Consider the following 18,635-nt stretch of genomic DNA (forward strand, 5'->3'; position numbering starts at 1 on the left):
ACCGCCACCGCGGTCGAGCCGTTGGAGCGCTTCGCCAACAGTCGGGGGATCGCCAGTGATGCCCGGGGCCGCGCCGCTCAAGACGACCACGGTGCCGCCGCGTACGACGCGATTGCCGAGTCCCATTCCGACACGGTCGCCAAGGTGGGCTTGCTGGTCAGTCCAGGTGCTCATGCGCTAATCCTTGGTTGCGGGCCTAGGCCCTGCGTGCTCGACGATCCTTGATCAACCCGGATAACGGTCCCATTAGCCGGGGCTTGCGCGCACCTGCGAGACGGTCCGGGTTCCCTCGGGTCTCTGTGCTGCTGTGACCTGCAGTTTCATGGTCGATCGGCCAGGTTGCCCATCGCAATGGGTACTAGTAGTGTGGACGTCGGCGGTCCCTCAGTGGCGAGCCGCAGACGGGGCGACGGGGGTGCGTAAACATGGCGAAAAAGCAGAGTGAATCTCCTCAAGCCCGCGGGCGAGAACTTGCAAAACAGGGCAGGGAGTTGTTTGCATCCTGTGGATCGGTCAAATCTGCAGCCCTCGAGTTGATGAATCGACATCGGGATCTGCCCAGCATCCAAGCGTTCCGGTACTCTGCTGGGTTGTCGCAAGATCAAGCGGCCATCCGCTACAACGAGGTTGCTGGCAACCAGACGACGCTCGGTGGAACAACGATCAACGCCTGGGAAAGTTGGGCGCGAACGCGGGGAGCTTCTGGAGTCGGTTCTCCGCCATCATTTGCAAGCTTGCTCATCCTGGCAAAAGCGTACGGACTCGGGCCGCACGGCACGGCTAGCGAGTTCATCTTCGCGGGCGACCTTGTTCAAGAGGCGTACGAGAAGCTGGCTCCGGAAGATCAGTTGGCGCTCAAGGCTGCAGCTGACCACCAGCCGGCCGCTGTTGCCAGCGACTCACTGCAGGTTCGCAGCGCCCTAGTCGGCGACCTGAACACGACCGACAATGCTGTAGGACAAGACTTCAATCTAGTCGTGCCGACTATCGACCACGGAAATCCGGCGATTTGCGTGTTCTCGTTGCCGAACCCAAATCCGGGCCAGCTGCTCGACTTGACCTGGAACACCTTCGGGTACGGCGTCCAGCGGTTGATGCGACAGATCAAGAGTCTCGGGCGACGGCTCGACGCGGACATCTGCATCGGAATCAACGAAGCGGGTTTGGTCATGGCGACCTTCCTGGCGTCCGCCCAGTTCAATCGGTGCTCTATCGGGTACCTGAGGTGCAACCGCGTTCGGAACGAGATCACCTTTGCGGCCGAGTCTCACTACCCCGAATCGGTGGAAGCGCCGGTGATCGTGATCTGCGACTTCGAGGTCAAGCATGCTGACGTCGTCGGGCTCGTGGCGCGGGAGCTACGCGAACGATACCCAGGAGCAGAGTTGTACTTCGCAGTCTTCGGCGCCATGACCAAAGGCAATTCGTTGCAGGTGAAGAGCTTCGATGATCTCACCGGCGCGACGATCATGCAGGCGGCTAGGTTCGAGGCGGTGTTCATCGCTGCGACGATGAGCCCGCCAGGCATCGAGCCGCCTTTGGAGCTTCGCTGAGCAGAGGGGAGAGACAGTGGTGAAGAGGGTCAGCGAGATCCCCGATCTCGCCGGCAGGCTCGCCGAGATGGTGCGCGACGTGATGCTGGATTTGCGTCCCAAGCTAGTCGAGGCGGCGCTGACCGGCCGACGCGGCGAAAGCGAGAACCTGCGACATGTAGACAACTTCCTGTCGGAGCACGACCTGTGGATGCATCGTCGCTACCGCGAGCTTCTGGCTCCGGTTCTCGGTACATTTGTCTACGCTTCTGAAGAGGCGGAACCAGAGATCGTCGGGGCTGACCCTGACCCAGACCTCTGCGTTCTGGTCGACCCTCTGGACACCAGTGAACTCGCCGTACGCGGGCTACTCGGCTACACGCATGTCATGGTTTACTCCCGCGCCGCCGCCCGGCCGGTTGTCGCGGTGGTTGGCGACATCTTCCATCACCTCCAGCTCTACGTCGGCGCGCGTGACGAGCACGGCATCGACCGCGCCTACGTCGTGACAGCCGACTCTCAGGCGTACGAACTGAAACAGCATGCAAGCAGGCGACTTTCCGAGTCGCTGGTGACCAACTTTCTGATGCGTCCGGGCGAGCGGTTTCTTCCGCTCGCCCGGAAGCTGAACTTTCTCGAAGCACTCGACACGCCAGGCAACGACGGCAAGAGCAGGGGACGGATCGGTGTGGACTTCGGCTCGGTCAGCCTCTGCCATGTTGCGGCGGGTATGACGGAAGCTACCGTCGAGTTCGCCAAGGGATTCGCTGTCTGGGACCTCGCGCCTGGGCACTACATCCTCCACGCGTCCGGTGGCACCGTGCTCGACCTCGACGGAGAGCCCGTACCGCTTGACTACCACTTTGGCTCGATAGCGGAGATTTCCGCGGCAATGGACCGCCGACAGCGGTTCGTCGCTGCCGGGACCGCCAGCCTGGCCACCGAGATCGTCGAAAGCCTCCGATAGCGGGGCGCCTGCGCCATGGCATCGGCTGTCTGCCGATTTCCGCAGCCTCGGGGAACACGTGACGCCGCCCAGCAACGCCAGCTCGTACAGTCGACGCCGGCCGTCAATCGCGCGCAACGTCATTGCGGTAGGCGAGGGTCGAGAGCGGGCAGTCCGGCAGAGCCGTCAAGCGTCTGCAAGAATCAATTCGCCTCTCCCGGAAGGAGAAGAGCAAAAGAAAGGGCTTCGCCTTGAAAATCGATCGCGGTGCCGACGAAGGAATTCAAAACGATGGCCCTGTGCGGCTCTTGGTGACGGGTGGCGGGACCGGTGGTCACACCTATCCGGCCTTGACGGCTGTTCGCGCAACGCGGTCCCGACTCGAGGTCGATCGATCGTCGACGGCGTTCCTGTGGATGGGGACGGCTGGTGGGCTCGAAGCACGCACCGCTGAGCGTGACGGCATCCCGTTTAAGGCGGTGGCGACAGGCAAGGTCCGACGTGCTCGCAACCCGTTGAAGATGCTGTCGTGGGCCAATCTGAGGGACATGGCAAAGGTGCCGCTAGGCATCGGTCAGGCGGTCCGCGCGGTCAGAGCGTTCCGGCCGGACGTCGTGCTCGCGACCGGAGGGTACGTCTCGGTTCCGGTGAGTCTGGCGGCCTGGGTTTGCCGGCGGCCCCTGGTGGTACACGAGCAGACGGTGCGATTAGGGCTGGCCAACCGGCTGCTGGCCCGGACCGCGACGGCCGTCGCGGTGTCGTCGGCCTCGACGCTGCCATTGCTGCCGCCGCGCGTGCGGAAGCGCACGGTCGTGACCGGAAATCCGGTGCGGCCGGAAATCCTGGATGGTCACGCCGACAAAGCGATCGCAACGCTGGGGCTGGACTTGTTCGACCGGGCGCGGCCGACCGTGTACGTGACGGGCGGCGCGCAGGGTGCGGCCCAGATCAACGGCATCGTCGGCGATATCTTGCCGTGGCTGCTGGAGCGAGCGAACGTGATCCACCAGTGTGGTCCGGGTGCGGTGTCGGCGATGCAATCGGCTGCGGAGGCCTTGTCGGGGGAGCTGGCCGGGCGGTATCTGCCGGTTGGGTTCGTGGGTGCGGAGCTGCCGGATGTGTTCGCGCTGGCGGACGTGGTGGTCTCGCGCAGTGGTGCGGGGACGATTGCCGAGCTGACCGCGCTGGGGTTGCCGTCGGTGTTGATTCCGCTGGCCTCGTCGGCCGGTGGAGAGCAGGCGCACAACGCCCGCGAGCTTGCCGAGGCGGGCGCCGCCACAGCGCTGCTGGGCAAGGTCACTCCGGCTGCCCTGCGCGACGCTCTGGGGCCGCTGCTGGGTGACCCTGATCGCCGGCGGGAGATGGCCGGGAAGGCACGTGAGCATGGACGCCCGGATGCCGGTGAGCGGCTGGTCGATGTCGTTCTGGACCTTGCCCGATCCGGAGGCCGCTGACCCTGGGAGGGCTGGCGGCCATCGGATCATCGGGTGTGCGATGTAGGAGGGCTCGACGGGGCTCGTGTCCACTCGGTTCGGTCGCCGAGCTGGTGGTTGTGGCGGCTGTGGTGGGTGGTCGCGAGCTGTGGGTTCTGCGGTCGAGGCGTGATGTGATCGAGCCGGGGGAGGGGGTCGGTGATGAGCTGGCGGCCGTGGGCGACGGCCCGCGACCAGACGTCGCGGACTTCGTCGACGTCGGGCCAGATGGAGAACAACGCCTCGGCGAGGATCGGGCCGGTGTCGACGCCCGTGTCGATGACGTGGAGGGTGATTCCGGCCAGGTCGTCGCCGTTGCGCAGGGCCCAGTTGACGGGCCGGACTCCGCGGTAGTGCGGCAGCCGGCCGGGATGGCAGTTGACGATCTGCGGGGTGGCGTCGATCAGCTCCGGGCCGATGATCTTGTCGTAGAGGACGCTGAGGACGAGGTCGCACCGGCCCGGTTCGAGGTCGCGCCAGTCGCCGGACTCGATGAGGCGAACCTCGGGCCATCGGGTGGCGACGGTGTCGGTGAGGCTGATGTCCCAGCTCGGCTGGGGCGTGGTCGGGACGACGGTGTCGAGCACGAGGTCTGGCATGGCGGCGATGGTCTCGCAGGTGTGCACGGCGAGGGTGCCCTTCCCGAGCACAGCGATGCGCCGCGTCACCGTCGCACCCCAGCCGATTCGGTCAGCACGGCGGTGGTGTCGCACGCAGCGGACTCAGTGGCGATTGCGGCGGCGAGCTCGGCGGCGACGAGGGCGATGTCGTCGTCGGTCAGGTCCGGGTGGAAGGGCAGGCTCAGGATCTCGGCGGCGACGTCCTCGGTTGCGGGCAGTGGGCAGGACCAGCGGGCGAAGGCCGGCTGCAGGTGGTTGGGCGGGTAGTGCACGCCGGCCTGGATACGGGCGGCGTGCAGGCGGGCGTGCACGCCGTCGCGCACCCTGGCGGGGACGCGGACGACGCAGTTGAACGGCACGGTGTTGGCTATGTCGAGGTCGACCACGGCAACGTCCGGGATGTCGGTGAGGGCGGCGGCGTAGCGGCGCCAGAGGTGCTTGCGACGGGCCGCGACCTTGTCGAAGTTGGCGAGCTGCACACGGCCGATGGCGGCGTGCAGCGTCGAGAGGTGGTACCGAAAGCCCGGGGCGCTGACCTGGTAGGAGACGGTGCGTACCCGCTCCTCCCGGACGGCGGCCATGCCCAGCAACCGGCCCTCGCGCAGCTTGTTGGCTTCGGCTGGGTTGCGGGGGACGATGGCGCCGCCATCGCCGCAGGTGAGCGCTTTGATGGCGTCGAAGCTGAAGCAGGTCAGGTCGCCCGTGGCGCCGACGAAGCGGTCGCCGCTGACGGAGCCGAAGGCGTGGGCGGCGTCCTCGACGACGGCGATGCCGCGGTCGGCGAGCTGGTCGCGGATGGGGCTGAGGTCGACGGCGCGGCCGCCGTAGAGCACCGGCATGACGGCGCGGGTCGCCGAGGTGAGCGCGGCCCGGATGTGCTCGGCGGTCACGCACAGGGTGCGAGGATCGACCTCGACGAACCGGGGGCGAGCGCCGGTGGCGAGAATCGCCTGGATGCAGGCGCAGAAGGTCAGCGACGGCACGATGACCTCGTCGCCGGGCCCGACGCCGGCGGCGAGCAGCGCCAGGTGTAGGGCTGCGGTGCCGGTGGCGACCGCGACAACGTCGTCGACACCGAGGTAGGCGGCGAGTTCGAGTTCGAAGGCGTCGGTCTCCGGTCCGTGCCCGTATTGCCCGGACTGCAGCGCGCGATCGATCGCAGCGAGCTCGGGGCCGTGCAAGTACGGGCGCGCGTTGGCGGCTGGCCCGCTCGGGCACGTTACGGTGCTCACGCGGACACCCCGTCCAGTTCGGTTGTCGCCGCGGTCGCCGCGAGCCGTTCGGGGTGCCGGCAGTACCAGGCGACGGTGTCCGCGAGGCCGGCCTCCAGCTCGTGAGTGGGTGCGAACCCGAGGGCGGCGATCTTGTCCCAGGCCATGCTGTAACGGATGTCGTTGGCGGGGCGGTCCGGGACGTAGCTGATCGCGTCGGCGCCGCGGCCGGTGGCCTCGAGCAGGAGCCTGGTCAGCTCGATGGTCGTCAGGTCGGTGCCGCCGCCGATGTTGTAGGTCTCGCCGGGCACGCCCGCCCGCAGCACGCACTCGATCGCCCGGCAGTTGTCCTCCACGTGCAGCCAGTTGCGGATGTGCCGTCCGTGGCCGTGGACGGTCACCGACTGGCCCGACAACAGCAGCCCGAGGAAACGCGGGATCAGCTTCTCCGGGTGCTGTCGGGGGCCGTAGTTGTTCGAGCTGCGGGTGATGCACACCGGGACACCGCAGGACACGAAGTAGGAGCGGGCGAGCAGGTCACTGCAGGCTTTGGTGGCCGCGTACGGCACGGTCGGCCGCAGCGGCGTGTCCTCGGCGGCGGCGCCGGTGGGCAGGGGACCGTAGACCTCGTCGGTGGACACGTGGACCACCTTGGCGACGCCGGTGCGCATCGCCACGTCCAGCAGCGCCTGGGTGCCCATGACGTTCGTGCGGACCGACTGCCCGACGTCGATCAGGGAGCGGTCGACGTGGGATTCGGCGGCCAGGTGCACGACCCAGTCGTGGCCGGGCAGGACGGCGGAGACGGTGTCGTGGTCGCGGACGTCGCCGTGGATGAACCGGACCTTGCCCGAGGATTCGGCGTCGGCGAGGTTGCGTCGGTCGCCGGCGTAGGTCAGCGCGTCCAGGACGGTGACCTGTGCGATGTCGTGGCGGGTGATGAGCCGGTCGACCAGGTGGGAGCCGATGAATCCGGCGCCGCCGGTGACGAAGACGGTGTGCATCGTGATCCTTTCGGTGGAATCGGGCGACGAGAAGCGGGCGGGGTCAGCTGCGGTGCATGGCCGGGTCGCGGTGCAGGGCGGACCAGGCGGCGTAGCTGGGCAGGGTGCGGGCCTGGTGGGCTTCGAACAGGCCCGGCGCGGCGGTATCGCGTGCCGATCGCTGCAGCGTGATGCCTGGGGGCCAGGTGATCGCGAGGTCAGGGTCGAGGGCGTTGACGGTGCGTTCGTAGGCGTCCTGATGCGGCCGGGACAGCAGATACAGCAGCGTCGCGGTGTCCGACAGGGTGAGGAAGGCGTGCCCGAGTTCGGGTGCGAGGTAGAGCGCTGTCCGGTTCTCGTGGTCGAGGCGTTCGGCGTGCCAGCGGCCGAAGGTCGCGGAGCCGACCCGTACGTCGACGACGACGTCGAGCACCGCGCCGGCGGTGCAGGTCACGTACTTCGCCGGCCCGGTTTCCGCTGTGACCCGGATGCCGCGGAGCACACCGTGGTGGGAGACCGAGCAGGTCGCCTGCTGCACCGCCAGGTCGATGCCGGTGGCCACGGCGAACTGCCCGCCGTGGAACGGCTCGTGCAGGCTTCCGCGGTCGTCGACGAAGGCCGTGGGCGTGACCTTCCACGCTCCGGAGATCGGTAGCGGCTCGACGCGTGATTCCATCCCATGCCCTCCCCGAATCGGCGTGTCATCGCGACACCTCGAAGCTAGGAATTCGGGGGCAGGTGAAGTGGGGTTTTGTGCCAGCCCGGCACGGGCTGTGCCGAACCGGCACAGCGCCCTCGACAGGGTCACGAAACCGCTACCCTGGGTTAGTCTTCGTTTCCGGCGGCGGGAGGGCGCCTGATGCTTCCGATCATGTCCTCGCCCTTGTTCGACGCGATCGAGCGCCGCGACTACCCCGCAGTCCTGCAGCACGCCCGAGAGCGAGCAGGTTGGAACCAGACCGAGCTCGCCCGGCGCTTGGGGTTTCACCCGAGCGTGATCTCGAAGATGGAGGCGCGTCGCCGCCGGATGGAGAACGTGGTGACGCTGCGGCGGCTGGCCGAGGTGCTGGGGCTTCCCGCGTCGGCATTCGGGCTGGAGGGCCCCGGGGGCGTGGCGGCCGGGCGCAGCGACCCGGTCCCTTCTAGGGTGGGCACCAAGCCCGCCCCGGAGGAGGACGACGTGCGCCGACGCAGCTTCTTGAAGGCCGGTGGGGTGGCCATCGGTGCCGCTGTCACCGGCGTCCCGGCCGCGGATGCCGCGACGGCGGTGCCCGCGGCAGTGCCGGATCCGGCCGCCGTGCTCACCGCGCAGCTGTCCGACGTCCTGATCGGCGCAAAGGCCTCCGCAGGTCCGGCGGTGCCGACCGCCGGTCTGACCCGCGCACTCGCGGGGGCGCGTGCAGCGTTCGGCAGGTCTGACTTCCTGGCGCTGGCCGACCAGCTGCCGGCATTGGTCCGCGCCGCCGAGGCGGCCCAAGACGCCGGAGCCACGGCCCAGGCGTACACGCTGGTCACCCGCGCGCTGGTCAAGCTCCGTCCCGCGGGACTGGAGTGGATCAGCGCCGACCGCGCCGTTCGGGCCGCCGAAGCAGCAGGTCAGCCGCTCATTCTCGCCGAAGCCGAACGCATGCTCTCCGGAGTGTGCCGCCGCGCCGGCGACCACGATCGGGCCGGCGCACTCGTTGTGCAGGCAGCCGACCGGCTGGCGCTCGACGGCCGGGACCCTCGCCATCTTCTCCTGCACGCCAGTCTGCTGTGTACCGGCGGCTACTCTGCAGCCCGGGCCGGTGACGGTGCGCGAGCACGTGACCTGCTGACGGAGGCCGCAGCGACCGCGAATCGGCTCGACGGTGCCGGGTCTGCGCGGGCCCGGGCGAACCTGTTGAGCCACCGCGTGTCGGTGGAGCAGCTGCTCGGCGAGCCGGGGGCTGCGCTGCAGCATGCTCGCACGGCCCGCGGGGTCGCGTTCCCTGACGTCGAGCGGGAGGGGCGCTACTTGGTTGACTTGGCCGCGGTCCAGTTGCAGCTTGGTCAGCCGGGCCCGGCGTACAGCACGTTGTTGGCCGCTGAACGCCGCGCTCCAGGCGAGGTACACACGCGAGCGGCGGTCCGCACCATCGTCGACGCGCTGCTGGAGCAGAACCGAGCAGCGGTGCCAGGAATCCGCGATCTCGCCGCCCGGGTTCACATACCGGCCTGACCGCAGAGCGTTCGGCTACGAACCGGTGGAGCAGCCGCGAGAGCGACAACGTTGCAGATGACCGGGATACCGCCGGCGACGATGATCTCGGACGCGTTCAGTGCGATCTCGGGCGCGGTAGTTCTACTCGAGCGTGGAGGGATCCCAACAGGATCGCTTCGTGCACTCCGCGGTGGACCACTGCAGCCTCACCGAGGACGGCTATCCCGACACCGCTATCGACCTCGGCCTGGACCAGTTGGGAGCGCGACGGTGGGGATCGCACCTCGCACCGCCACTTCGGCGGCACCATTGCCCGGCGCTCCCCACCGCTTTCCGCCCTGCCCCTGATCAGGGACTGACCACGGCCTTCGTCCTGTGACGGCGGGTCGGCAGGAGATCGACTGCGGCACCGGGCAGGAGGTCGCTGAGCCGCAGCGGCCGCCCTACAGGGCCTCGACGTGGTTCTTGCGCTTCCGGAAAGGCCTTTTCATGTCGGCGATCGTAGGTACCGTTGGATGTGTAGAGGTCAGCGTCGTCGGCCTTCCGCTTCCTGGGCTCCCGCGGGGTCAAGGAAGGGTGGTGATGACGATGGCCCCTCGGAAACCGCGGAGACGGCGTAAGCACAAGAGCCTGGCTCTTGTGCGAGCCAGGCTCTTCGTGGCGGTGATCCAGGGTGGATGCGCAGCCGGCCAGCTGATCTACATCCTGGTGCACCACTAGGTGGGTCATGTTGGGGATCGGGCCCGTTCCCCAACATCGACTCTAACGCGTTGCCGCGCCATTTTCGACCGCACATTTGCCTTAACTGCTAGACAACGCGCTGAACACATTTTTGGGTTCTTTCCCTGGGCAGGTGTCACCGCCGAGATGCGGGCGAGTGGCGGCAGCGGTGTCGCGTGACACGCGAAGGCGCGGCGTCGGCCAGCTGGCGCCGCCGCCTCGCCCTGCTACATCGTCGGCACGGTGCGGTCATCCCAGGCGAACGCCCCGTTTCCCTTCGCCCAGCTGAGCCCGTGAATCCCGACCCGAGCCAGGATCCCCGGCGTGCCGGCGGCGTCTTGTCGAGGCCTGTGAAACCTGGTGACCCACCAGGTTCCCCGCGTCTTGTCCCGGCAGTACTGCCCCGCCTCGATGCCGCACTTCGTGCAGGGCACGCCGGCGCACGCGTTCCAGGCCCGGCGGAGGGCGGCCTCGACCTCGGCCGGATCGCGTTGTGCCTTCGTCGTCGGATCGAGGGTGAAGTAGTCGCTCATCAGCAGGTCCCGTGGTCGATCACTCGGTGGCGGACAGTGCGGGTCCGAGGTACTCGACGCGGTAGCGGAAACCCGGGACCGCGGCGCCGCTCATCGGGTTGGTGTCGGGCAAGACCTCGACGATGATGGTGCCCGGCTCGTCGGTATCGACGTAGGACCGCCAGGTCACGTCGCCCTGGGGCACACCACCTTCGGCGCCGAAGGCCGGCCCGGGCGACATCGATTGGGTGGGTGTCCAAGTTCTCCGCGCTCATACGGCCAACGCTACGGATCTGGGCACGGATCCGCGCGCACGTGTCGCCGACGCTTCGAGGCGTGGAGTGCGGGCCGACGCTCGACCAGGGTGGCAACGGTCCACCCTGGAGACTGGGGAACGAACCCGTGCCGAGCATCCACCGGCGTCCGAGGGCGGTGGGGTCCCGGCGCCGGACGTCCCGACCCGGACACAGCCTCCACCACCACGCTGCTCGCGCTAACCCCCGAACCGGACGGGCGCCTACGGACCGACCCAGTCCCGCTGCCGAAGGTCGGCCGAGACGCCTTCGGTTTCGGCTACACCGGCGGCGGCCCGTCCTTCACCTACACCGCCCTGCTGCGCGCCGCCCTCGGCATCCACCACAGCGAGACCAGCAAGATCGCCTAGCGGCCGCCGACGACGACCAGCCCGGCAGCCAGCTGTGAGAGGCGATCTCCACCACCAAGGCCCGCTGCGGCTGCCCTGGCCTTAGGTCAAGCTGTGGGCCCGCGCCGACCGCAAAGGCGGTGAAGCTGCTCGGCGCGACTGAGGAGCGCCCAGTAGTCCAGGTAGTCGGAACGAAGTGTTCCGCAGGCTCTGGTCACCGGTCACGGCAACTCGCCGTCTGCGTCACCCTAATGGCGGTGCCGCCGGTACTCACCGTCGTGCTCGGCCGACCTCTCACCGTGTTCGAGCAGTGACCGTTAGCGATAAGGCCAGGTCTTAGATTTCAACGACCAATACCCCGTTAGCAGTAGCGACCAATAAGGTATGTCCTAAGTGGACCTTGATTCACCTTGTGTTGCGACGTTATTCCATCGACCCGTGGATGCTGGGGCGAGCGTCCGACTAGGACCTTCGACAAGAATAGTCAGAGGCGCTTCGGCTGAGGTATTGTGCAGATGACATCTAGGTTCTTGTGGGCCCATCTCGCTCGCTCTAGGGCAGGAGGCCCCTGCGGGCGGATTCGACGCGGGGTAGGAAGTGCCGCCACCGGCGGTGCCCCCACGGCGAGTGGGAAGTGGCATATGGGCGATCGAGATGTCAACGACGAGGGCCACCACGGAGCCTTGGGGGCACTGGCGCAGACCTGCGAGGGTGTGGCGGTGTTTCTAGAGGTAGGAGCCGCCTCGATGGAGCTCCTCGAAGACGGCACGAGCCTGGCAGCCAAGGCTGCCAGGCTCGTGGCGATCGGACTCCGAGTAGTCGCCAGGTGGGCGCGAGGTAGTCGGTAGCCCTCGTTGACAGTGTCGGGCGAGCCGTACGGTGTCTGCAGCACCTGCGGCTCGCCCGAGCCTGCCGCATCCATCTTACCACTTTCTTCATTTCACGAAAGTCCTCAGTAGCTGCATTAGCTACGCGTGTAAATGGATGTAAAATGTTCGGTTGACTAGCGATCAAAAAATCTTCAGCCCTGCAATGAAGAAAATATTGCACCTTACGTTGATATTGCCAGTGAAACGGAAAAGGGAAAGTAATGACAGGTCCAAAGTGGAGGCCGGAAAGTGGCATTTTGCCTGTTCAGGGGCGTGGAATCGAGATCACCCGCAAGTGTGCTCCGTGCTGCCTGCAACTTCCCAGGGACATCCGGCCTCTGCGTCGCTGGTCAGCGCGCGTGCCTCCTGGGCACTGATCAACTCTGTCCCAGTGATCGACGTCCGGCAATGGGCCCGGATCGGGTCGGATGTGTAACTAACGTCATTACGTAGACCTGCGGACTTCGTATCGAAGTGCATGCCGTCGCGACGCCGGCGTGGAACCCCACGCTCGCCGGCCGCCGACGAGCGCGCGCACCCCAACCCCGAGGTCTGGAAGCTGAAGCTGATGACCTCGATGCGGCGCTGTCCTGTGCGCACGACCGCGCGCATGTCGTCAGGGTGTTCGCTCGGTGGATCCGCTCAGTGCGCCGCGGTGCCGCCGCGATGTTCTTGGTGTACGCACGGCGCGCCGGTCTTCGGGTACGAGATGCGGGCGCGGAAGGCCTGCGCGACGACACCCTCGGGCAGCGGCGCGGTCCACCGGTATTCGGGTGCGCCGGCGTGGGCCGCGGCGACGAGGGTGCGGCCGTAGCCCAGGCGCCGGTACCCCGCGACTACGTGGACGTAGTCCAGTGTCGATGTCAGGCATGCCGCGCAACAGTTGACGGTTGCGGTTGCGACGACGGTGCCGTCAAGGTGCAGCTCGATCCGCTGGGGCTCTGCCCCGGCCGCGGCGGGATGGGCGACGAGTACGAGTCCCTGTTGCGGTGCGGTGGCCGGCGGGTGCCGGACGGTGACGTCGAGCTGGGCCCATTCGGAGAGGCGTCGCTCGTTGGGGTCGCAGGCTTCGACCCGTCGGCAGGTTTCGCAGAGTTGTGCACTGCCGGTCATGACCGGATGATCTTGATCGATGAGCGCCGATGTGTGGCGGGTCGTTCTCACCCGCGAAGAGCTGCCTGCCGTCGCAGGCTCTGTGCCGTTCGCGGATGACCTGGTTGTCGACCGTGCCGAGTGGCTCCGACGCCAGCGCCTGACCGACGGCACACCGTACCTGCTGTCCCCGGCGTTCGAGTTCGACGTCGATCTCAATGATTTCTTCCGGTCCTCGGCGATGGCGCACACGTCGTTGCTGACCCAGCAGGGATATGCACGTGACCTGGCGGCGTTCCTGTCGTTCCTCTGGGCCGCGAGAGGCGGCCGGTCCTGGCGAGACGCGGTCGAGGGCGATCATCTGGCGTATCTGGTGTGGCGGCGCCAGGACCTGGCCGGGCCCGGAGTGTCCGGGGCGACATGGGATCGCGAGGTCGCAGCGGTGAACCAGTTCTACCGCTGGGCCCTTCTGCGCGGGCATGTTCAGGTCAACCCGATCCCGCAAACGTCCCGACGGCCAGTGCCGCTGGACCCGGGGTGGGCCAGTCGGCGCACGCTGGACGAACAGCGTCCGGCCACGTATTCGCACGGCGGCGGCCGCAGGGAGGTGACGTGGTTGCCGCCGGCGTCCTACCGGGTGTGGCGCGACGTCGGTCTCCGCGGCTACGGCGCGGACGGCCTTCCACGGCGAGAATTCCGTGGCCGGTGGGCAGCCCGCAACACCGTATTCAGCGACGTGATGGTGCGGACCGGCCTGCGACTGCAAGAGCAGTCCGCGCTGACGGTCTTCGACGTACCTCCCACAGGCGGCCCAACGCCCGGGTATCGGCGGTTCTGGTTACCGGAATCGATCGCGAAAGGGGCGTCGGCCCGCTGGGTGTACCTGGCCGGGTCCGTGCTGTCTGACCTGCGGTCGTACGTCCGCATCGATCGCGCCGCAGTGGTCGCCGAGGCACAAGAACGGGGCCAGTACCGGCGGGTGCGGCGCCCGCTGGTGGTGGCGGACCCTGCTCGTCCAGTCGCAGTCCGCGTCGGTGCTGGCGGCACGGTGAAGATCGCCCGGTTGGGGCCGGGCGAACGGCAGCGAGTGCTGGTCGACGGTGAACACGGCCTCGAGCCGGCGGCGCTGTGGCTCGGTGAGCTGGGGTGGCCGCTGTCGAGGTCGCGGTGGAAAGGCGTGTTCGCCGAGGCCAATCACCGGTGCCGGGCCGCCGGGGTGGCGCTGCAATGCCACGCGCACATGCTGCGGCATACCTTCGCCGTGGTGACGCTCGAGCAGCTGCAGCGCGGTCATCTGGCCGCGCTCGGCGAGCTGAACCCGGAGCAACGCACGCACTACACGAGGATCTTCGGAGATCCGCTGGACTGGGTGCGGCGCCGGCTCGGGCATCGGTCGGCGGTGACCACCCAGATCTACCTGCACGCGCTGGCGGAGCTGGAGATGCACACCCGGATGGCGCTGGTACCGGACGGGTGGGAAGACCCGCGCGAATCGTCGTTGATCGCCTTGGCCGGAGAGGACGGAACCGTCTGGTGACCGGAAAGGACGGTCGTGGGAGCACACGTCGCGGTCGCCGCGCCGAGCTGCCCGCCTCGAGCAGCTACGAGCCTCGGCCCGAGCCGAGCGCAGACTGCGGGGTTGGTCTGGCTGTGCCGTTCGTCGGCGAGGACGGGCGCCGACACGTGTTCGACGTCGGCGCGTTTCCGCTGCCGGGCTGGCATCCCATGTTGGCCGCGGCGCTGGCGCAGCTGATCGGCCCGGCGGGCAGCCGCCGGACGTTGCCGTCGGCGCGAGGTGTGTGGGGGACGATGGCCCGATTCGTCCGCGCCCTCGCGCAGACGGCTGATCCTCCGGCCCATCCGCGGGCGCTGACGAGCAGCCAGGTCGAGGCGTATTTCCAGCGACGGCGACTATCGGTGTCCGCCCAGTCGGTCGGTGTCGAGCTGCTTGGGCTGCGCAGCCTGTTTCGCACCTCACCCTTGCAGGCGCAGCTCGCGGCCGAGGTGCTGGATTACTTGAGCCGCCGAGCCACGATCCCCCGGACGACGACGAAGTCCGGCTACAGCGACGGCGAGCTCGCCCGCATCCTGCAGGCAGCTCGCGCCGACGTCGCCGCACTCCGGGACCGCATCGACGCCGGGGAACACCTCCTCAGCTCGCTCGGCGACGATCCGGACGGCGCCCGGGCCGCAGTCCGGGGAATCGCTGCAACGGGGGAGATCCCGCGGGAACGTGGCCGGCGTGCGCTGGCCGGGCAGCTGTTCATCACCCGGCCCGACCTGGAACCGCTGCTGGTCCTGCTGACCGCGCTGACGCAACGGAACGTGGAAACCATCAAGGAACTGCCCGCCGAACACCGGATCTTGGAGGGCCGAGCGGTCGAGCTGCAGGTGATCAAACGACGCCGCGGGCGGCAGCGCTGGACCGAGACGGTCACCTGGGAGATCGGACCACCCCACCGGGAGCTGCACACGCCGGGCGGGCTCTACCTGCTCGCGCACCGGCTGATGGCCCGTGGCCGCACCTGGAGCGCCGCGAGCTCGATCTGGTCGATCTGGCGCAACGTCGACCGCAGCCGACCCACGGTCAGCGAGCATCGCGACCCGTTCGCACACAAGCTCGACGCCAGCCTGAAGCTGCCCGCCTGGAGTGCCCGCCACCAACTGCGCACCGACCCGCGACCGGACGGCTCGACCGACCCGCTGACCATCGACTGTGTCCGGGTCCGCACCAGCATGGAGGTCCGCCGTACCCGCGCCGTCGGCGGTCACCTGCCCTCGGCTGCCCGGTCCAACAGCGTCGCCGTGCTGTTCGCCGACTATCTACGCGGCGACCAGACGACGATCGAGTGGGCCCACGACGTCACCGCCGAGGCGCTGGTCGACGCCGAGCGGGAGGCCTTGGGAGCGCACCAGAGCGCGTTGGCGGAGAGTGGCCGCGCCACCCTGCGAATTCACGCCACCTCGTCGCCGCCCGAGGTCGCAAGTGCAGCCGAGGCGGCGTGGAACGCGTGTGTGGACCCGCGGTCGCACCCGGCCACCCAAAAGCCGTGCCAGCGGGTGTCATTTCTGGACTGCTTCCACTGCGGGAACTGCGTGATCACTTCGGCGCATCTTCCCGCGATCGTGGCCTTGCAGCAGACCTTGGACCAGCGCCGCACCGTCGAGGGCACGGACCGCTGGTGGGCCCGGTACGGACCCACGTGGGCCGCGATCCGCCACCACGTCCTCCCGAAGTTCACCCCCGCCGAGGTCGAGCGCGCTCGCCACGAGCCCGCACCTGACGTGCTGCTCGACCTCACTGAAGACCCGTGGGAGCACCCGTGACACTCACTGCTCGCACGCTTGCCCAATACCCGGCCGGCGAAGACCTCGTGCTAGCTGGGCGGCCGCTGCGACCCGGCGTTGCGCTGGAGACCACGTCCCGGTTCGCCGATCCGGTGTGGGAGCTCGGCCCCGCGATCCTGCAGAAGCATGCCCGGGACGCCCGGCTCGACTTCGCCACGGTCGTGCCCGCGCGCCACCGAGGTACCGCGAAGGAGCTGTTTCACACCATGCTGTCCGGGCCGCTCCCGCCGGACGAACCTCGCCTGGCCATCTCCACCATCCATGCGGCGTTCGCCCGCGTCGCGCGCTTCCTGACCTGGCTCGACACCTGCCAGCCGACGACCGGCCGGTCAACACAGTTCGCGATCGAGGAGGTCACCGCGACCGAATTGACCGCCTACCAGCAGCACGTTGGCCTGACCGCCGCTTCGGGGATGGTGCGGGCGCAGGCCTGCGCGGCGGTCCGCCTGCTGTGGCGGTACCGCAGGTCGCTCGGTGACGGCTTGACGATGGACCCTGCGGTCCTGGACGGCTGGAGCGTTCCCGTCGCGCACCGCGGCGAGAACGCGACGAACCGGATCCCGGAGGAGGTCCTCGGCCCGCTGGTCGGGTGGGCACTGCGGTTCGTCCGCGACTTCGCCCCCGACGTCCTCGCTGCGGTCGGGGCCGCGCACGACTATCGGCACCCGCGCAGACTCAACCGTCGCGGCGACAACCGTGGCGTCGGTGAGCGCATCCAAACGGTCCTCGACGGCTACGTCGCCGCCAGAGCACCGCTGCCCGGCCACGAGCACGGACCCAATCTGACGTTTCTCGCCTGGCAGGCCAGGTGCCGGACGTCGTCGCTCTACTACGGCGACCGGCCTGCCGCTGTAGAGGCTGCTGCCCGGATCGTCGGCGTCGCGCCCCATAGCCAGCTGCCGGTGCCCATTCGCGGCTGCCTCGACGGACGCCCCTGGCTGGACGGCATCCCGGTCAGCCATCCACTCGAATCGGTGGACGCGCTCGCGCGGATCCTGTTCATCGCCTGCTACATCACCATCGCCTACCTGTCCGGCATGCGCGACAGCGAGATCAAGCATCTCCGCCGAGGCTGCCTGCACGTTCATCGCACGCCGGACGGCACTCCCTATTGCTGGTCCGTGCGGAGCCTGGCGTTCAAAGGCGAATACGACCCCCAGGGCACAGCCGCAACCTGGACGGTGGGCGAGCCTGCCGCCCTGGCCGTGACCCTGCTGGAACAGCTACGACCGGACACCAGCGGGGACCTGCTTTTCGCTGCATTCGATGCCACCCCGGCCCGCGGAACCGTCGACCGCGGGTACCGCGAAGCCTTCGGGACGGATACCACCAACCAGCAGCTGCAGGACTTCATCACCTGGATCAACCGCTACTGCCACGCCCACAGCCGCAGCGACACCATCCCCGACGTCGACGGACGCCCGTGGCCACTGCGAACCCGGCAGTTCCGCCGCACCCTCGCCTGGTTCATCGCCCGCCGTCCGGGCGGCTCCATCGCCGGTGCCATCCAGTACCGTCATTTGAGCATTCACATGTTCGAGGGCTACGCTGGCACGTCGGACTCCGGATTCCGCGCCGAGGTCGAAGCCGAACAGGCTCTCACCCGTGGCGAAACGCTGCTGGCCATGGCCACCGAGCACGACCATCCCAGCCTGACCGGACCGGCCGCCCCCGAGGCCACCTGGCGCCTCGACACGTTCGCCGACGCGTTCGCCGGATCGGTTGTCACCGATCCTCGGCGTCTCAAGCGGATTCTTCGCCGCGCCGATCCGGCCGTCTACCCGGGCAAGTACGTCACTTGCGTGTTCAAACCTGACACCGCCCTTTTGCCTCAGGAAGCATGCTGCCGGATCGCGCCCCAACCTGGCAGCGTGCCGGCCACTGGACTGCGCGAACGTCGCGCTCACCAGTGCGAACCACGCCGCGCTATGCGACGAGGTGCACCACATCGAGCACGAACTCGAAAGAAAACACACTCTTCCGCCGCTGCTGCGGCACCGCCTCACCGAGCGACGCGACCGCATCACCGTGTTCCTGAGCCGTCACGCCACGGAGACGTCATGACCCGCCACAGCTGCCTGCCCACCGACAACGACGTCCGAGCCGCCCTCGAAGCGCTGTGCGTCGAGGGCGAGACCACGACCGGAGGGCCGCCGACCGTCATCGCTCTTGCTCGGCGTGTTGGGCTGGCGAACACCACCTTCCGTCGCAACTTTCCCACCATCGTCGCCGAAATCGGCCGCATTCTCGAAGACCGCGGCAAGCCAGCCAGCAGCCAGCGCGGCAGTACCACGCTGCAACGGCTCACCGAACAGAACGCACGGCTCCGGCACATCAACCGCGAACTCACCGACCAGTTGGCGCTCGCGATGGCCACCATTCAACGCCTCTGCCTCGACAACCATCAGCTGCGCGCCGAACTCGAAGGTGTGTGCAACGTCGGACACATCAGCACCAGACCACCCCGCCGGTAATACGGCCGGGAACCGTCACCAGCCTGTCACA

15 protein-coding genes are annotated in these 18,635 nt (G+C 68.2%); 8 read left to right on the forward strand and 7 right to left on the reverse strand.

All coding sequences use genetic code 11. The features are described 5' to 3' along the window. Positions 1-425 precede the first annotated feature (425 nt). The 3 genes from ACERZO_RS48070 (at position 426) to ACERZO_RS48080 (ending at position 3,932) form a co-directional block, all read left to right on the forward strand. Positions 426-1,553, forward strand: a complete 1,128-nt coding sequence (locus ACERZO_RS48070) for a hypothetical protein (RefSeq protein WP_372672716.1) — start codon at positions 426-428, stop codon at positions 1,551-1,553. Positions 1,554-1,569: 16 nt separating this feature from the next. Then, positions 1,570-2,499 carry an inositol monophosphatase family protein gene (locus ACERZO_RS48075; RefSeq protein ID WP_372672717.1) on the forward strand — a complete coding sequence of 310 codons (930 nt, stop codon included), beginning with the start codon at positions 1,570-1,572 and terminating at the stop codon, positions 2,497-2,499. Positions 2,500-2,729: 230 nt separating this feature from the next. Continuing rightward, positions 2,730-3,932, forward strand: a complete 1,203-nt coding sequence (locus ACERZO_RS48080) for a UDP-N-acetylglucosamine--N-acetylmuramyl-(pentapeptide) pyrophosphoryl-undecaprenol N-acetylglucosamine transferase (RefSeq protein ID WP_372672718.1) — start codon at positions 2,730-2,732, stop codon at positions 3,930-3,932. A gap of 26 nt (positions 3,933-3,958) precedes the next feature. Here the strand turns inward: ACERZO_RS48080 and ACERZO_RS48085 are convergent, their stop codons facing one another. The 4 genes from ACERZO_RS48085 to ACERZO_RS48100 are packed head-to-tail and all read right to left on the reverse strand — an operon-like array spanning position 3,959 to position 7,440. Continuing rightward, entirely contained in the window at positions 3,959-4,618 is a 660-nt protein-coding gene (locus tag ACERZO_RS48085; RefSeq protein WP_372672719.1) for a formyltransferase family protein, read from the reverse strand. Continuing rightward, positions 4,615-5,802 carry a DegT/DnrJ/EryC1/StrS family aminotransferase gene (locus ACERZO_RS48090; protein WP_372672720.1) on the reverse strand — a complete coding sequence of 396 codons (1,188 nt, stop codon included), beginning with the start codon at positions 5,800-5,802 and terminating at the stop codon, positions 4,615-4,617. Before ACERZO_RS48090 ends, ACERZO_RS48085 begins: the two co-directional genes overlap by 4 nt. After that, the gene (locus tag ACERZO_RS48095; protein ID WP_372672721.1) at positions 5,799-6,785 is read right to left on the reverse strand and encodes a dTDP-glucose 4,6-dehydratase; all 987 of its coding nucleotides are present in this window, start codon (positions 6,783-6,785) and stop codon (positions 5,799-5,801) included. Before ACERZO_RS48095 ends, ACERZO_RS48090 begins: the two co-directional genes overlap by 4 nt. A 43-nt stretch (positions 6,786-6,828) precedes the next feature. Next, the gene (locus tag ACERZO_RS48100; protein WP_372672722.1) at positions 6,829-7,440 is read right to left on the reverse strand and encodes a dTDP-4-dehydrorhamnose 3,5-epimerase family protein; all 612 of its coding nucleotides are present in this window, start codon (positions 7,438-7,440) and stop codon (positions 6,829-6,831) included. A 183-nt stretch (positions 7,441-7,623) separates the two neighbouring features. Between ACERZO_RS48100 and ACERZO_RS48105 the strand changes: the two genes are divergently transcribed. After that, the gene (locus ACERZO_RS48105) at positions 7,624-8,964 is read left to right on the forward strand and encodes a helix-turn-helix domain-containing protein (RefSeq protein WP_372672723.1); all 1,341 of its coding nucleotides are present in this window, start codon (positions 7,624-7,626) and stop codon (positions 8,962-8,964) included. Between the two features lie 929 nt (positions 8,965-9,893). Here ACERZO_RS48105 and ACERZO_RS48110 read toward each other — a convergent pair. Both ACERZO_RS48110 and ACERZO_RS48115 read right to left on the reverse strand, forming a co-directional pair. Beyond that, a complete protein-coding gene (locus ACERZO_RS48110; RefSeq protein ID WP_372672724.1) occupies positions 9,894-10,199 on the reverse strand; it encodes a zinc finger domain-containing protein in 306 nt (101 codons plus the stop codon). 19 nt (positions 10,200-10,218) lie between these two features. Beyond that, positions 10,219-10,383, reverse strand: coding sequence for a hypothetical protein (locus ACERZO_RS48115; protein WP_372672725.1), 165 nt, complete (start codon positions 10,381-10,383; stop codon positions 10,219-10,221). A gap of 159 nt (positions 10,384-10,542) precedes the next feature. On the opposite strand from ACERZO_RS48115, the gene ACERZO_RS48120 reads away from it, so the two are divergent. Further along, entirely contained in the window at positions 10,543-10,842 is a 300-nt protein-coding gene (locus ACERZO_RS48120) for a hypothetical protein (protein ID WP_372672726.1), read from the forward strand. A 1,490-nt stretch (positions 10,843-12,332) separates the two neighbouring features. Here the strand turns inward: ACERZO_RS48120 and ACERZO_RS48125 are convergent. After that, on the reverse strand, positions 12,333-12,803 hold the full coding sequence (locus tag ACERZO_RS48125; RefSeq protein ID WP_372672728.1) for a hypothetical protein: 471 nt from the start codon (positions 12,801-12,803) through the stop codon (positions 12,333-12,335). 19 nt (positions 12,804-12,822) lie between these two features. Between ACERZO_RS48125 and ACERZO_RS48130 the strand changes: the two genes are divergently transcribed. From ACERZO_RS48130 to ACERZO_RS48140, 3 genes are read left to right on the forward strand one after another with little or no spacing between them, the layout of a single operon-like run. Further along, a complete protein-coding gene (locus ACERZO_RS48130; protein ID WP_372672729.1) occupies positions 12,823-14,319 on the forward strand; it encodes a tyrosine-type recombinase/integrase in 1,497 nt (498 codons plus the stop codon). Next, positions 14,256-16,109 carry a hypothetical protein gene (locus tag ACERZO_RS48135; protein ID WP_372672730.1) on the forward strand — a complete coding sequence of 618 codons (1,854 nt, stop codon included), beginning with the start codon at positions 14,256-14,258 and terminating at the stop codon, positions 16,107-16,109. Before ACERZO_RS48130 ends, ACERZO_RS48135 begins: the two co-directional genes overlap by 64 nt. Next, on the forward strand, positions 16,106-18,604 hold the full coding sequence (locus ACERZO_RS48140; RefSeq protein ID WP_372672731.1) for a hypothetical protein: 2,499 nt from the start codon (positions 16,106-16,108) through the stop codon (positions 18,602-18,604). The genes ACERZO_RS48135 and ACERZO_RS48140 overlap by 4 nt, the downstream gene beginning before the upstream one ends. The last annotated feature ends 31 nt before the right edge of the window (positions 18,605-18,635 follow it).

This window comes from Amycolatopsis kentuckyensis (assembly GCF_041679295.1).
GTDB lineage: Bacteria > Actinomycetota > Actinomycetes > Mycobacteriales > Pseudonocardiaceae > Amycolatopsis > Amycolatopsis kentuckyensis_A.

Bases quoted from the DNA above. Each gene is read 5' to 3' on its own strand.
- ACERZO_RS48070 (WP_372672716.1), top strand. From the start codon at position 426: ATGGCGAAAAAGCAGAGTGAATCTCCTCAAGCCCGCGGGCGAGAACTT.
- ACERZO_RS48095 (WP_372672721.1), bottom strand. From the start codon at position 6,785: ATGCACACCGTCTTCGTCACCGGCGGCGCCGGATTCATCGGCTCCCAC.
- ACERZO_RS48100 (WP_372672722.1), bottom strand. From the start codon at position 7,440: ATGGAATCACGCGTCGAGCCGCTACCGATCTCCGGAGCGTGGAAGGTC.
- ACERZO_RS48105 (WP_372672723.1), top strand. From the start codon at position 7,624: ATGCTTCCGATCATGTCCTCGCCCTTGTTCGACGCGATCGAGCGCCGC.
- ACERZO_RS48110 (WP_372672724.1), bottom strand. From the start codon at position 10,199: ATGAGCGACTACTTCACCCTCGATCCGACGACGAAGGCACAACGCGAT.
- ACERZO_RS48125 (WP_372672728.1), bottom strand. From the start codon at position 12,803: ATGACCGGCAGTGCACAACTCTGCGAAACCTGCCGACGGGTCGAAGCC.
- ACERZO_RS48130 (WP_372672729.1), top strand. From the start codon at position 12,823: ATGAGCGCCGATGTGTGGCGGGTCGTTCTCACCCGCGAAGAGCTGCCT.